14 protein-coding genes and 2 pseudogenes are annotated in these 13,638 nt (G+C 54.8%); 5 read left to right on the top strand and 11 right to left on the bottom strand.

Going from position 1 to position 13,638, the window contains the following annotated elements; genetic code table 11:
• Window positions 1-102: 102 nt before the first annotated feature.
• The 4 genes and pseudogenes from C816_RS23040 to C816_RS17850 all read right to left on the bottom strand — a co-directional run.
• Window positions 103-352: pseudogene (locus C816_RS23040) on the bottom strand (DNA cytosine methyltransferase); the annotation flags it as partial.
• Between the two features lie 6 nt (window positions 353-358).
• Window positions 359-574: a hypothetical protein gene (locus C816_RS24615; RefSeq protein ID WP_016323811.1), complete on the bottom strand. Its 216-nt coding sequence runs from the start codon at window positions 572-574 to the stop codon at window positions 359-361.
• The gene (locus tag C816_RS17855; RefSeq protein ID WP_016323810.1) at window positions 571-1,281 is read right to left on the bottom strand and encodes a radical SAM protein; all 711 of its coding nucleotides are present in this window, start codon (window positions 1,279-1,281) and stop codon (window positions 571-573) included. Before C816_RS17855 ends, C816_RS24615 begins: the two co-directional genes overlap by 4 nt.
• Window positions 1,278-1,604 (bottom strand): annotated as a pseudogene (locus tag C816_RS17850) (XF1762 family protein); the annotation flags it as partial. The gene C816_RS17855 and the pseudogene C816_RS17850, both read right to left, overlap by 4 nt.
• A 148-nt stretch (window positions 1,605-1,752) precedes the next feature.
• Here C816_RS17850 and istA point away from each other — a divergent pair.
• Both istA and istB read left to right on the top strand, forming a co-directional pair.
• A complete protein-coding gene (istA, locus tag C816_RS23935; RefSeq protein ID WP_016320838.1) occupies window positions 1,753-2,958 on the top strand; it encodes an IS21 family transposase in 1,206 nt (401 codons plus the stop codon).
• Window positions 2,951-3,748 (top strand): IS21-like element helper ATPase IstB, encoded by a 798-nt coding sequence (istB, locus tag C816_RS17840; protein ID WP_016320839.1) that lies wholly within the window; start codon window positions 2,951-2,953, stop codon window positions 3,746-3,748. The genes istA and istB overlap by 8 nt, the downstream gene beginning before the upstream one ends.
• A gap of 400 nt (window positions 3,749-4,148) precedes the next feature.
• On the opposite strand, the gene C816_RS17835 is transcribed toward istB, so the two are convergent.
• The 4 genes from C816_RS17835 to C816_RS17820 all read right to left on the bottom strand — a co-directional run bounded on the left by C816_RS17835 (window position 4,149) and on the right by C816_RS17820 (window position 5,554).
• Window positions 4,149-4,331: a hypothetical protein gene (locus tag C816_RS17835; protein WP_016323809.1), complete on the bottom strand. Its 183-nt coding sequence runs from the start codon at window positions 4,329-4,331 to the stop codon at window positions 4,149-4,151.
• Window positions 4,332-4,359: 28 nt separating this feature from the next.
• The gene (locus C816_RS23930; protein WP_016323808.1) at window positions 4,360-4,524 is read right to left on the bottom strand and encodes a hypothetical protein; all 165 of its coding nucleotides are present in this window, start codon (window positions 4,522-4,524) and stop codon (window positions 4,360-4,362) included.
• 335 nt (window positions 4,525-4,859) lie between these two features.
• Complete coding sequence (locus tag C816_RS17825) at window positions 4,860-5,084, bottom strand: hypothetical protein (RefSeq protein ID WP_016323807.1); 225 nt, start codon at window positions 5,082-5,084, stop codon at window positions 4,860-4,862.
• A gap of 278 nt (window positions 5,085-5,362) precedes the next feature.
• Window positions 5,363-5,554, bottom strand: coding sequence for a hypothetical protein (locus tag C816_RS17820; protein ID WP_040656005.1), 192 nt, complete (start codon window positions 5,552-5,554; stop codon window positions 5,363-5,365).
• Window positions 5,555-5,703: 149 nt separating this feature from the next.
• Here C816_RS17820 and C816_RS17815 point away from each other — a divergent pair, with 149 nt between their 5' ends.
• From C816_RS17815 to C816_RS17805, 3 genes are all read left to right on the top strand, one after another.
• The gene (locus C816_RS17815; RefSeq protein ID WP_016323806.1) at window positions 5,704-6,252 is read left to right on the top strand and encodes a helix-turn-helix domain-containing protein; all 549 of its coding nucleotides are present in this window, start codon (window positions 5,704-5,706) and stop codon (window positions 6,250-6,252) included.
• Between the two features lie 54 nt (window positions 6,253-6,306).
• A complete protein-coding gene (locus tag C816_RS17810; RefSeq protein WP_016323805.1) occupies window positions 6,307-6,888 on the top strand; it encodes a Uma2 family endonuclease in 582 nt (193 codons plus the stop codon).
• Window positions 6,889-7,037: 149 nt separating this feature from the next.
• Entirely contained in the window at window positions 7,038-8,405 is a 1,368-nt protein-coding gene (locus C816_RS17805) for a recombinase family protein (protein WP_016323804.1), read from the top strand.
• Window positions 8,406-8,411: 6 nt separating this feature from the next.
• Here C816_RS17805 and C816_RS17800 read toward each other — a convergent pair whose 3' ends face one another.
• The 3 genes from C816_RS17800 to C816_RS17790 all read right to left on the bottom strand — a co-directional run bounded on the left by C816_RS17800 (window position 8,412) and on the right by C816_RS17790 (window position 13,629).
• Window positions 8,412-11,585 (bottom strand): SpaA isopeptide-forming pilin-related protein, encoded by a 3,174-nt coding sequence (locus C816_RS17800; RefSeq protein ID WP_016323803.1) that lies wholly within the window; start codon window positions 11,583-11,585, stop codon window positions 8,412-8,414.
• An 82-nt stretch (window positions 11,586-11,667) separates the two neighbouring features.
• The gene (locus C816_RS17795) at window positions 11,668-12,660 is read right to left on the bottom strand and encodes a CAP domain-containing protein (protein WP_016323802.1); all 993 of its coding nucleotides are present in this window, start codon (window positions 12,658-12,660) and stop codon (window positions 11,668-11,670) included.
• A gap of 120 nt (window positions 12,661-12,780) precedes the next feature.
• Window positions 12,781-13,629: a class D sortase gene (locus C816_RS17790; protein WP_016323801.1), complete on the bottom strand. Its 849-nt coding sequence runs from the start codon at window positions 13,627-13,629 to the stop codon at window positions 12,781-12,783.
• Between the last annotated feature and the right edge of the window lie 9 nt (window positions 13,630-13,638).

Raw genomic sequence — 13,638 nt, 5'->3', positions numbered from 1 at the left:
TTATGTGCAAAGAAACAGCGCCTAACGGTGCTGTTTCTTTGCATTTTTAGGAGGTGCTTTGCATAATTGCTTTCTATTCATAACGTACCTTATGTGCTTCAACGCATAAGGTACGTTCTCCCACACCATGAATCGGGGCCGAATAAACTTTCCTGTACGGCCTCTGCGTACATCTGCTTCCCTCATTTCTTTTATAATTCTGATTTGCTCCATAAATAGGCCGCTCCGCTCTCCAGCAAGACCAGCCCTTTTCCCTGCCGCAGAAAGGTCCTGGCTAACAAGGCGAACCACCAATGACCACATCAACAGGGTACAGTTCGTACCCGTTCAGTTTTGTAATGTCACCCAAATGTTCCACCTAAATCACCTCCTTTTCCTGCGCTATCCTCGGACACCACGCCGGGACGTAGGGCAGGAGGTAGGTAGTCCCCATGTGATAGCCCTTGTGTTTCCCCGGCGCAAAGCACCGAAAAGCAATAGTCTTTTCGCTGTAGCTTCCCTTGACCGGCCACGGCTCTGTCCGTATGTACTCGCACCCCTCGCAGGTCCGGGTGAAGTCCTCTCCGCCGCTCACGGCTTGTCCATTTCCGCCCGCAGGCTGTCCTTGATGTAGTAGTCCAGACCCAGCTCCCGGCACATCATTTCGGCGTTGCGGCCAAACTGTCCCCAGTCGATGTCCGACGGGTGGTAGTTCAGCTTCCCGACTTTTACTTTGTCGATGAAGTACGCGCATCCATAAATACACGCCAGTACGGCTTCCGGGTCAAGGACCGGCTCGAACGATACCCATGTGTTAATCCCCCTGCGCTTCGCTTCCTCCAGGTCATACAGGCGGCTTTCCAGGCTGACCGCTCCGGGCTCCGCCGCATCTTCCATAGGCCGCCCGCAGGATATGGTCACGCCGTACCAATCCCCGCCGTCCAGCAGGTCAAAGTCGCAAATCCCGCTCCCTTTGGTGAGAATCTGGACGTGGTTCCCGAACTCCTTCAACGTCTGAATGACCTCCCGCGTGGTGGTCGTGTCGCAGCCGGTGGGATACGGGTCACAGGTGAAGCACAGGTGGACCAGCTTCCCAGTGATTTTCTCCCGCTCCAGCTTCCGCCGCAGTTCCTCCACAATTCCCTTGCGCGGCTCCACGCAGGAGTGAAACGCTTCCCGGTCCCGGTGGAGGACCTGGGGCGCGAAACAGTAGTAGCAGCGGTGGGGGCATCCGGTGTAGATGTTCACGGCATAGTCGCCGTACTCCGCCGCCGCGCCCTTCGGTTTGTAGATTGTGTTCATGCTTCCTCCTTTTCAAATCTGATTTTCATTTGCGCCGGGTAAAGGTCCACTTCCGGGCGGCGTCTCCCGGTCCAACGCAGGCCCCCAGCTTGTCCCACACACTTCCAGCCGGAGGCCCGCAGGCTTGCCCCGTTTTCGCTTTCCAGGATGTATGTCACCACCCGTTTATAGCCCATAGCGCGGGCCGCTCTCCAGGACGCAGCATACAGCATGGAGCAGGCATTGCGGCTCCCATCTGTGCAAAGCCGGTTTACCTCCAGCGTCCACCCGTCGTCCAAGTGCCGGGCAACCGGACGGCCTACAATAGCAACACCCACAATTTTTTCACCTGTCAGCGCCAGTGATAAAATGTAAGAAAACGCCGAGGAAAAAATGTAGTTTAGTGGCGGAGGTGAAGGGAAAAAGATAGACTCCCAATCAGGGCGAGAAAGAGCCCGGAAAGGGAGTCAGAAAATGAAAGGAGCACAGTGGATGGATATCCGAAGCGACAGACAAAAAGGGCTGAGCTATGTGGAGCTGGGACGGAAGTACCACATGGACCCGCGGACGGCAAAGCGGTACGCGGAATCGCCGCAGAAGCCGGAGTACACATTGAGCGAACCCAAGCCAACAAAGATGGACCCGTACAAGCAGATCGTGGACGAGTGGCTGGAAGAGGCGCCGTATTCAGCGTTGCGGATACTGGAGAAGCTGCGGGAGATGGGGTTTGACGGAGGTTACAGTATTGTCAAGGCGTATGTGAGCAGCCGGAAGATGGACTTGAATGAGAAAGCAACGGTGCGGTTTGAGACGATGCCAGGAAAGCAAGGGCAGATGGACTGGGGATTCTTCGAGGATCACCTGGTATACGAGGACGGAAAGTGGAAGAAGCTGTACTGCTTTCTCATGATTCTGGGGTACTCAAGGATGCGGTACATCGAATTTGTCACAGATATGAGCACAAACACGTTGATACGGTGCCATCAGAACGCGTTTCGGTATTTCGGAGGCTACCCGGAGGAGATTCTGTACGATAACATGAAGCAGGTAGTCATCAAGCGGCTTTTGAAGCAGGAGGACTCCACACTAAACCGGCAGTTTGAGGACTTCGCGGGATTCTATGGATTCAAACCCATCCTGTGCCGGCCATATCGTGGTCAGACGAAAGGAAAAGTGGAGCGGACGGTGCAGTTTGTGCGGGACAACTTCATGGTCGGGATCAAGTACAACAGCCTGGCAGATTTGAATGGACAAGCCTTGGCTTGGTGTAATAAGGTCAATGGCAAAGTCCATGCCACCACCAACGAGATTCCCTTTGAGCGGCTGCAAAAAGAGGGGCTGAGTCCTCTTTCCCGTGAGTACATCATCGACAAGATCAACCTTAGGCGGGTACAAAAAGACTGCCTCATCTCATACGCCGGGAATCAGTACTCCGTGCCAGCGGAGTACATCGGCAAAGATGTGGCAGTCGTGGCCCTCGACAGTATGCTGGCCGCCTACTATGAGGGAAAGCAGATCGCTCTGCATCGAATATCGTATCAAAGGAAGGACATGGTTGTCAATCCTCAGCACTATAGAAGGATTACGCTGAAACAGACAATAGATGCGGAAAATGTTCTGCTGGAACAGGGCAAAGTAATAGATTTCCCCTTGAAGCCCTCCGATTTATCCAGATATGACGAGGTGCTGTATGACTGAATTTACTATGGACAGGCTGAGGGAAAACCTGGAAGCCCTTAAAATGAAAAACACCCTGGAGATTCTGGACAACTACCTGGAACGGGCGGTGGCGGACAAGCTCAACATTGTGGAGGTTTTGGATCACATTTTCTCAGAAGAAGCCAAATCCAAGCGGAGACGGGCCTATGAGAAGCAGATCCAGATGTCTGGCTTTCCCATTAAGAAAACCCTGGACGACTTCGATTTCTCTTTCCAGCCCTCCATCGACAAGCGCCAGATCGATGAGTTGGCTACCATGCGCTTCCTGGAAAACGGGGAGAATGTGGTCTTCCTCGGCCCGCCCGGCGTGGGCAAGACCCATCTGGCCTCCGCTTTGGGCCTGGTGGCGGCACAGCACCGTTTCTCCACCTACTACATCAACTGCCACCAGCTCATTGAACAGCTCAAGAAGGCCCATTTTGAGAACCGTCTGCCGGACAAGCTCAAGGTTCTGGCCAAGTACAGGATGCTCATCATCGACGAAATCGGCTACCTCCCCATGGACATCCAGGGTGCAAACCTGTTCTTTCAGCTCATTGCCAGGCGGTACGAGAAAACATCCACCGTCTTCACCTCCAACAAAACCTTCTCCCAGTGGAACGAGGTCTTTGCCGACGTCACCATCGCCTCCGCCATCCTGGATCGTGTACTGCATCACTGCACCGTTATCAACATCAAGGGTGAGTCTTACCGCCTGAAGGAGCGCAAGGAATTTATGCGCCAGAAACAGCAAATCGTAAATACTCTTTTCCTGCAAGGAAATAACTGATTCTGTTACCCCCCCCCCCGCCGAAAAACTACAAAATTTCTTCGGCGTTTTCTTACAATTTCAAATTGGCGTTGACACACCGTCCGAAAGGCCGATAGAAAACTTGTGGCCCGTAACTTTCCCATGGTGTCTATGGTTTTGCTCTACAAAGGCGTTTGCCTCTTTCAATGTCATTGGGACGATTTCAAGCATTGTGCGTCCCCTTTCCTTGCTTCCATTTCCGGACACCACGCCGGAACATACGGTAGAAAAACCCCTGTCCCGATGTGGTATCCCTGGTGCGGCCCCGGCGCATTGCACCGGTAAGCCTCGGTTTCCTTGCTATAACTGCCTTTTACCGGCCACATCACGGTTTCCACATACCGACAGCCCTTGCATGTCCTGGACCAGTCCGCCGCGTTCATGCGCTCACCCGCTGATTGGATTTGCTCCGGTCCTTGGCCGGACGTGCCGCCCGCTCGTCCTGGGCGGGCGGCGTCACGGTGACGGTGATCTCCTTCCCGTACTTCCGGGAGAGGATCGCGGCCAGCGTTTGGAAAAACGCATTGGCGTTGAACGTGCCAGTCACTTTCACGCCGTCCATTTCCACGCCCCCTTCCACGCGGCCCGGCTCACGCGCCGGGCCGCTCCGCCGCCGCCTGTTCCGGCAGCAGCGGGCCACACACCACAGAAGCGGCGCCCTCGGCCCACCCCAGCAGGTAGTCCTTTGTCGGTGCGGACGCTCCCTTGACGACCTTTGCAATCGTTTCCATGATCTTCTTTTCCTTCTCGGACATGGTTGTACCTCCTTCTTTCTTTTTCCGGCCTCCTCTGCTATACTGTTTCCGGACGGCGCGTCACCGCCGCCGAAACTGATAGAAAGGAGCAAAATGTTGTGTGCCCTGATCTACTGATTGCTGTTGATGTGTCTGGCCTGGAGACCCGCGAACAAAAAGCCGATGTCGAAAAGGCTTTCGAGACTTGCGGCTGGATTTACGACGGAGCCAATGCGCCCAGGTCTGACCGTTTGACTGGGGTCGCATCCATAGAAACCTACTATTTCATGTGGGAAAGATTTGGCGATCCGGTCTATCCACAGCTCCCGCCAGCCTGTCGGATTACAGAAAACCCGCTAGTGTAGGTTGAATACATCCACAGCAATCAAAGGAAATTCGGGGTCGTAATCCACTACGATCCTGAATTTTTCTTTTCCATCCAACCGCCGCAGAGTAATTCTTTTCAGCATTTCTACATGGCGCTCGTCGTTTGCCAGGGAATTTTCTGAAATTGGCTTGCTGTCCGCTTGCAGTTTGGCGAAATGCTCCGCAAACACATCTATAGCCTCCAGCGTGTCCATCCCGTTTCCCTCCTTTCATTTGCCGCTTTGCCCTCCCAACTCTCCCGCTCGTCCCTTGCATTTCCCACCGTCCTCCCGTATAATCCAGGTACAAGCCCCCGCCAGGGCCGAGTACATAGAAAGGAGGAAGTCTTTGCGGATGCTCTGAAAAATTCGAGGACAAGGTTACAAGCGAGTATGTAACCCATCATTCCTTGCAGTTGATGAAAGACACTATTCGCTCGCCAACGATTTTGCAGATGTTGAAGACCCCGCAAAAGTGTACGAACACCAGATTGCTATTTCAGCTCAACACCGTTTTGTTTCGCTTGCGCTGCGAGAATATCACTGTATTCTGTCGCAGTACCTATCGAAACATGGAATAACCTTGCCAGACCTAGAATCACTGATTTCCGAAACCTATCAGGATTGATGTCTCCCTGCCGCTCCTGCACCTCCGGCGCTGGGGCGGCACTCTTTTTTTCGTCCACCCCGTTTCCCTCCTTTCGTTTGTCGGATTACGACAATAATAAATCATTATCCGACATTTGTCAATACCCAAAATGTCGGTTTCCAACTTTATTGTTGACATCCGACATTTTGCGTGTTATGATTGGCAATACAGAAGGGGGTGAACAATTTGACAATAGGCGAGCGCCTAAAAAATCTACGCAAGGCCCTGGGCCTCACCCAGCAAGAATTTTCGGACAAACTGAAAGTAAGCCGGAGCAACATTGCCACCTACGAAGTCGGCAAAAACAATCCCGCCGAGGCGGTTATCAATCTGATCTGCCGGGAGTTCAATGTATCGGAAACATGGCTGCGGACCGGCGAAGGGGAAATGTTTGTGAAGCGGACCAGGGACGATGAACTGGCCGCGTTCATGGATGAACTACTGGCGGAGGAAAGCGCGGACTTCCGGCGTCGGCTTGTAACCGCGCTGTCCCGGTTGCGGCCGGAACAATGGGAGGCGCTGGAGGCCGTCGCCCTGGAGCTGATGAAAGACCCCGCCGCCCCGGCCTTTGCCCCCGCCCATTTCTCTACCATTGAGGAGGAGGCCCACGCCGAGGCGGAGCAGCAGGCCCAGCTTATTTACCAGCAGATTCTTTCTGAAAAGAAAGCCGCTGCGGGAATGTTGTCGGAATCTTCCGAGCCGCTGGCTGGCGGTGGCACGGCGAGACACGCATAAAAAATAAGCCCGGCGAGGCATAAACTCACCGGGCAGAAGAAAGGAGTATTCTGTATGAGTGGTAATCTGGCCTATCGGGATGATTGCCAGGAGAAGATGCGGGAAGAGCTGATTGGCGGGGAAGTATTTCTTATGGCTCCCGCTTCCACCAACCATGTTCTCGTCTCCGGCAATGTCTATAGCATTTTCGGAAACTACTTGAAGGGTAAAAAATGCGTTCCCTTTATGGATGGGGTAAAAGTATTTCTCACTGAACAAGATCATTTTGTCCCGGACATGATGGTTGTTTGTGACCGGGAGAAGATCAAGCCGGACGGTGTCCACGGCGCTCCCGATCTGGTGGTGGAAATTCTTTCCCCCAGCACAATGCGCAACGATAAGACCCGTAAAAAAGAAGTCTACGCAAAGTGCGGCGTTCTGGAATACTGGATCATCAGCCCAGGTGATAAGGCGGTTGAACAGTACCTTTTGCGAGATGGGGATTTGGTTCTAAACTCCATTTACGTTCTGCCTCCTGACTGGATGCCTGCCAGAATGACCGAAAAAGAGCGTGCCGAGGTTGTCACACGTTTCAAGTGCAGTTTATATGACGACCTGAACATCCATCTGGAGGATATTTTCTATCGCACATTCTGAAAATAAAAAATCCGCCCCCGGTGTTACCAGCACCGGGGGCGGGGAGTGAACCTTACCGGGGCAGGCCCGATAATAGTCACCTGGACAGTGCTATTATAACACCTGCCCCTGGTTGATTGCAACCTTTTTGAAGGGCAGGTGTTATATTTATGGGAAAAAACGAGGTGGCCCCGCTGCGGGTTGCGCTGTATGTCCGCGTCAGCGGTCAGGAGCAGGCAATCAAGGGCCTGTCTCTGGAGGCCCAGCAAGAAAGCCTGGAGGAGTACGCCAGGGAACGAGGCTGGGTAATCGTCGGCGTCTACATCGACGCGGCGAAGACGGCCCGCAAGAGCCTTGGCAAGCGCACAAACTTCCTGCGGATGCTGGAGAGCGTGAAGCAGGACAACGTAGACCTGATCCTGTTTACCCGCCTTGACCGCTGGTTTCGTTCCGTGGCCGACTATTACAAGGTCATGGAGATTCTGGACGCCCATAATTGCGGCTGGCTGACCACCCAGGAGCAATACGACACCACCACGGCAGGCGGGCGGCTGTATATCAACCTCCGCCTCTCCATTGCACAGAACGAAGCAGACCTATGCGGGGAGCGGATCGGCGTCGTGCTGGACAGCAAGGTAAAGCACGGTACGGTGGTCTCCGGCAAAATCCCCTTCGGCTACCGGATCAACGAGGAAAAGCGCCTGGAGGTCGTTCCCGAAAATGCGGCAATCATCCTGGATGCCTTTGAGCATTACCGCTCTACCGTCTCCGTCCGCGCCACCGCCGCCTATATTCAGCGGACTTATGGCCTGAACTGGGACAATGTGCGCTGCCGCCGGAACCTTGCCCAGACGCTCTACATCGGCCACTATGAGAGCAATGGGCGAGTGAACCCCAACTTCTGCCCTCCCATTGTCCCCCGCGATCTGTACGACGATGTGCAAAAGCTCCTGTCCAATAACACAAAGGCCAACCCCACCGGGCGGGTGTTCCTCTTTACCTCTCTCCTGATCTGCGCCGAGTGCGGCCACCGGCTGGCCGGTCTTCAAACCGGATACGGCCCTTATTACCGCTGTCCGCAGCACTACAGCCGCCGGACCTGCGACCATAAAAAGCAGATTCGGGAAACCGCCGTTGAGGAATGGCTATTTACCTTCCTGGGGGACGAGCTGAAAAAGCAGCGCCTTGAATGGGACATCAAAGAGGCCCGGCGCAGGCAGACCGCCGCCTCCATCGACCGGGCGGCAATCCGCCGCAAGCTGTCCCGCCTAAAAGAACTTTACGTGAATGAGATGATCGACCTGGAGGAATACCGCCGGGACTATGAACTATACACCGCCCAGCTTTCCGAGCGTACCGCCCCCTCCGCCGAGGAGGAGCGCCCCAACTTTGAAGCCGTCGAAGCGATCCTTGCATCCGGCTTCCGCAAAATCTATGATGGTCTGGAGCGAGAGGAAAAGCGCACCCTCTGGCGCTCCGTGATAAAGGAAATCCGCGTGGACAAAGAACGCCAAATCACCGGCATCTCTTTTTTATAGGCTTTCTTATACTAATGATATATAACCGTCGGAGTCCGTGTAGTAGATACCATTACTGGACAGCTTGCCGCCGATGTTGTCCACGACCTTGCCGTCCGCAAAGGTAATCTTGAAGCCCACGCCCTCCAGGGGAGTCCTCCGGTCCAGGCTGCTAAACTTATAAAGAGTGACGGAGCCTTTCGGCTGGTTCCTAAATTCAAGGCTCACAGTCTGGCCCGCCTGGATGGTGGCCGTCTGGGGCACATCGTCCAGAATGTAGTTTTCTCTGGTTCTGGTCTCACGCACCACCAGTGTGGTACCGGGGTTGATGTTGGAAATCAGGATGGTGCCCGCGCTGTCGGTCACAAACTTGCCGTTGGCATCGCCCAGCATAGTCCCGTGGCTGTCGGTGACAAGGAATTCAACGTCGCTCAAAGGCTCGTGGGTCGCGGCGTCAATTTTCTTGACGAGCAGGCTGCCCTTGGGACTGTTGCCGAAGTAGAGCTGCACCACGTCCTGCTCCTCGCCGGAGATATAGGCTGTTTGCGGGGCCGTGTCAATCACATGGTTCCCGTCGCTGGCGAGCTCCTCCACGGTGTATGCGCCTGCCTTGAGCCGGTTGATAGTGAAACTGCCGCCGGGGCCGGTCTTGTAGGTGCCGATGACTGTTCCGCCGCTGCCGCTGGTTCCGGACATATACCGGACCTGGAAGACGGCGCCCTCAACAGGCTCACCAGTGACGGAATCATATTTCCAGACTACCAAAGCGGAGAGCGGGGTATTCTGGAACACAACTGTCTTGCTCTCACTTCCGTGGAGAATGACTTTCTGAGTGATGGGTTCTTTCAGCTGGAAACCGTCCGCCGGCTCCACTTCGGTGATGGTAAATTCGCCGGGGTACAGCCGCTTGCCCTGCTCATGGAGGCGAATCTCGCCTTTTACGTCCGTAAAAAAGTACCCATAGTCAATGGTGGAAGGTGCGTCTGCGGATTCACCGTTGGACGTATAGGTAATGTGGAATTTGGCATGTTCAATCGGCTCCCTGGTGATGCTGTTCTCCTTATAGACCATGACCTCCGGCATCCGGTGGTTTTTGAATACCACGGTCTTTTCATCGCCTGCGTTCAGGGAGATGATCTGTACCCGGTCCGCGTCCTTGTCCGGCAGGTAGTAGGGAGAGGGGACAGATTTCTCCGTGATTTTGAAGCTGCCGGGAGCAAGCCGCAGAGAGACGGTGCCATCCGTTCCGGTGGTAACGTCGTGCTTGTGATCGCTGTCGATGCCCTCAACGGTCAGGACTGTGCCGGGGACCGGATTGCCGGTCACGGCGTCCACTTTCGAGATGGTGAGCAGCGGCTGCTTGAGGTTGTCAAAAATCAGCTCCCGGTTCTCGCCGGGGCCCAGGTAGATGGTCTGGACCGGCTCGTCTCCTATAACATAAGGGTCCGGCACGGACTTCTCCCGGACCTCATAACTGTCCACGGGGAGATTGGACAGGACCGCTTTTCCGTCCTGCCCGGTCTCCACATCCTCATGGTAATGAAAATGGATGCCCTTGACCTCAAAGACCGTGCCGGGGACCGGGTCTTGTGTCTGGGCATCCCTCTTCAAAATGGTGAGATTGGGCAGGCGCTTGTCCGACGCTGTTACGGTGACTGTTCCGCCGCCGTTGATTGTAGCTTGATCCACGTGGGCAATGACAGGCTCTGTAAGCCTGGCGAAAGGCGTCGGAGCGCTTACCTCAACAAATGCGTACATCCCCTCGGTGACATCGGTGACGGTGATGGTGCCATCGGTTTTGGTGGCCTCCGTGCCGATGATTTGCCCATCCCGCAAGATGTTGAACACAGCGCCGGGGAGGGGATTATTGGAATCATCTAACTTTATGAGGCGGATTTTTACGTGGGCGTCATTCTCAAAAATGAGGGAGATGTCCGTTTGTCCGTCCCATACAAAGGTCTGCTTGGTCTTGTTGACATCCGGGCTCTTGGTGTACCCCTCCGGCGGCGTGACCTCCTCTGCGGTATAGCTGCCCACAGGCATCTGATCCCAGGGGACATCTGTGAGATAGCCGCCCGCGCCGGTGGTGTAGGTGCCCACGAAGTTGTTGTCCACGCCGGTGATCTTGATAACCGCTCCGGCAAGTCCTTTGGAGGGATCATCAACGTCCACTTTACGGATGGTTCCCTCGCCGGTGGAGGGCGGCGTGTCTGTGAAGGTAACGGTCACGGTATTGCTGGAACCGTTGGGCAGGACCACATACTCCGGGCCAGGATTGTCAATCTCATACCCGCCGGGAGGAGGGGCTGTTTCCGTCACGGCGTAGGTGTTTGCATCCAGATTCTCTAACGTGTAGGTACCATCGGGTCCAGTTACAATCTCTTTGTTGTATGAACCGTTCACAGCTTCAACATGGAATTTTGCTCCCTGCAAGCCTTTGGCGGGATTTGTGGAATCTACTTTTTTGATGGTCAGCGCATATTTATCCTCTGTCATCGGCGAATCCAAAGTGCCAATCATGATCTTCTGTACATTGCCGGCTGCTGCTCCAGTGAAAGTATATTCCTGTACCGAGCAATTGTCCCAAACACCCTGCCGCCCCAGATCAAGGATATATTGGGCACGGGATCGAAACGAAGTGCCGTCTTTCTCCTGATCGATACTGGTAAAATGTGTACCCTCCAGCGAGTTAAATACAGCCATCAGTTCCTCAGCGCAGGCCACCACAGGATCGGAGAGAGTCCCGGCTTTGTAGCGCCATACGATTGCCTGCACCCAGGCATTCATATACCATGTATAACCGCTGTCCCAGACATCATCTACACCGAGGGCGTGTGCCTGATCGGTAAAATTGTTGGTGGAGTGGGCATAATAATAGGCCATCATCATCTCCACGGTAGGATCTGAGATGGCCTGTGGATTACCCCAGGTCTGCCCCGTCAGGGACTGGTTCATTGTGGCACCCTTGGTACCACAAAACCCGATGGTACTTTTTCCATCATAGTCGTAGTACATTTGGTGGATGAGACACCGGCCCAAACTGGCGGATTCATAGGTGACACCCGAAAACCCGAAACGGTCCAGCTTGATCGTGCTTGGCCCTGCTGCGGATGCAGGAACGGGTAACAGACTGAACAAACAAATCAGTGCCAAAAACATTGCAGTCAGGCGTGTCTGCAATGTATGCTGTAATCGATTCATATTGTGATTCCTTTCCAAAAAAATTCAGAAAAAAGTTCCCCGGTATTCCGGGGAACTCAGGATGGGAACGTGATTGTTTCGCTTATTCGTAGGGATTATGTCCATTGGGATTTCCTGCGAACATATAGCAGTAGGCTCTTCCGTCTATGATCGTCACGCCGACGCCAATGCAGTCGTATCGCTCCGCAGTCATTGTCTGGAAGTGACCGGGCGAATATTCCCAATTGGAAACAGCGTTTTGTGCGATGCTTGCTGTATTGGTGGGTGTAAAAATTGTCAGGTTATCCCCAAAACCGTATGGGTAGCCGTATCGCAGTGCTGTCCTGCACTCATACTCAGTGTGGTGTGTGGTGAAACCCTGTGCAGAGCAGTGTTGTGCGGCATTCATCAGAGCCTCATTTACCTCCAGCTCCGCCACACCGTTTTTGCGGCGCACCTCATTGATGAGCCGAATCATCTCCTGCCGGATCTCCATATTGGCAGACAGATCGATCCCGCCATCTGGGGCAGAGAGCTGTCTATCAGCCTCGGGATCTGCTGTGCCGCCGGTCACGGTCAGCGTGAGCTGTCCGGTCTCCCCAGAGCTGCTTTTGACGGTGATTGCAGCAGTCCCGGCGGATTTCGCCACGGCAACCCAGTTCCCGGATACCTTTTCAACTGCAATGACTGCCGGGTTGCTGGAGGTCACCGTATAGGTCGTTCCACTGGGAGAGATCATGATGCCGCTGCGGTCTCCGACACTCAGGGTATCTCCTTTGTAGCTGCTCACCCGGACCGCCTGCGCCGTTGTGGTCGGAGGTGTTTGGGCCGGCGCCTCTCCGGTGTAGGGGGAGGTGCTGTCCACCTGGACGCCGTCCTGCCAGTAGACGTTGAAGCCCACTGCCTGCCCGATGTCCCGAAGCTTGACGTAGTTATTGCCCGCAATGTTATAGGCGGTCATCTGCACCTGCTGGCCGTCTACATAGATGGGAGACCAGGAGGGTTCTGCCATGACTCCCGCAGCAGCAGCGCCGCCGGTCAGCACCGCGCCCAACGCCATGCCCACAGCCAGTGTTCCGAGCTCTCTCTTTTTCATTCTCTGTGCCTCCTATGACTTTTCTTGTCCCATATCATACCGCAAAACGGACATGAAAGCTATGGAAACATGGAAAAGCAAAGGTAGAAAAAGAGGGGCGAAATGAAGCAGATTACATAGTCATTTCACCTCCACAGCACGGACGCACCACCGCTGGTCCCGCTCATTCCGGACGCAGGTATACAGGGTCAAGCAGTTGTCCCGCGTGTCCGCAAGGCTGCTTCGATCCGTCTCGCTGACCTTGGAAACTGTGGTTACCTCGTAGACGCGCGTCCCCAGCTTGGTGGTCAGGGTGATCCGGTCTCCCGCTTTGAGTGTGTGAATTTTCCCAAAGTAGGAGTTAGTCCCCCGGTTGTGAGCGGCCAGCCCAACATTTCCAGCCCAGATGGTGGTCTCCGTAAAGTGGCCCACGCCCTTTGCCAGGGTTCTGCTGTCCGTACCCTGGTAGATCTTCACATCCAGGTCAATAGCGGGGATCTCCAGTGTGCCGAGATGCCCGCCTCTGTAATAGAGGTCATCTGTCACCTCCGTATAACCGCCCGCAGCACCGCCGGGATTGGTCACTGTCACGGTGGACGAACCGGGGACATAAAGCGCCCCGGTATCGGAGGCCGTTCCGCCGCCCATGGCGGGGGGCTGAACCGCGGCGGCGCTGCCATTGATAACCGCGTTGGTATCCGGCATATAGCCGGGAGCCAGATTGGGAGTAATGGGTATACCGGTATGCAGGGTATCCGCACTGGCACTGCCGAAGGCAGGTGGGGCAAGGGCAGCGTTTTTGCTGATGTCCTCGTTTTTCATCGCCCCGCCGTCAGGAGTATGCACTACCTCAATGGAGGTGGGTTTGCCGTACTCCGGATTGTCTGTGCCGGCAATGGTGTACTCCAGCGGCTCCGCAGCATAGGCGGCCGCCGTCATAAAGGCCGTCACATACAGCGTCAGCAGGAGCGTGATCAGTTTCTTCTTCATAATATTCTC

The sequence above is a fragment of the Oscillibacter sp. 1-3 genome (assembly GCF_000403435.2).
Lineage (GTDB): Bacteria > Bacillota > Clostridia > Oscillospirales > Oscillospiraceae > Oscillibacter.
This window is presented reverse-complemented; position numbering and strand designations above follow the sequence as displayed.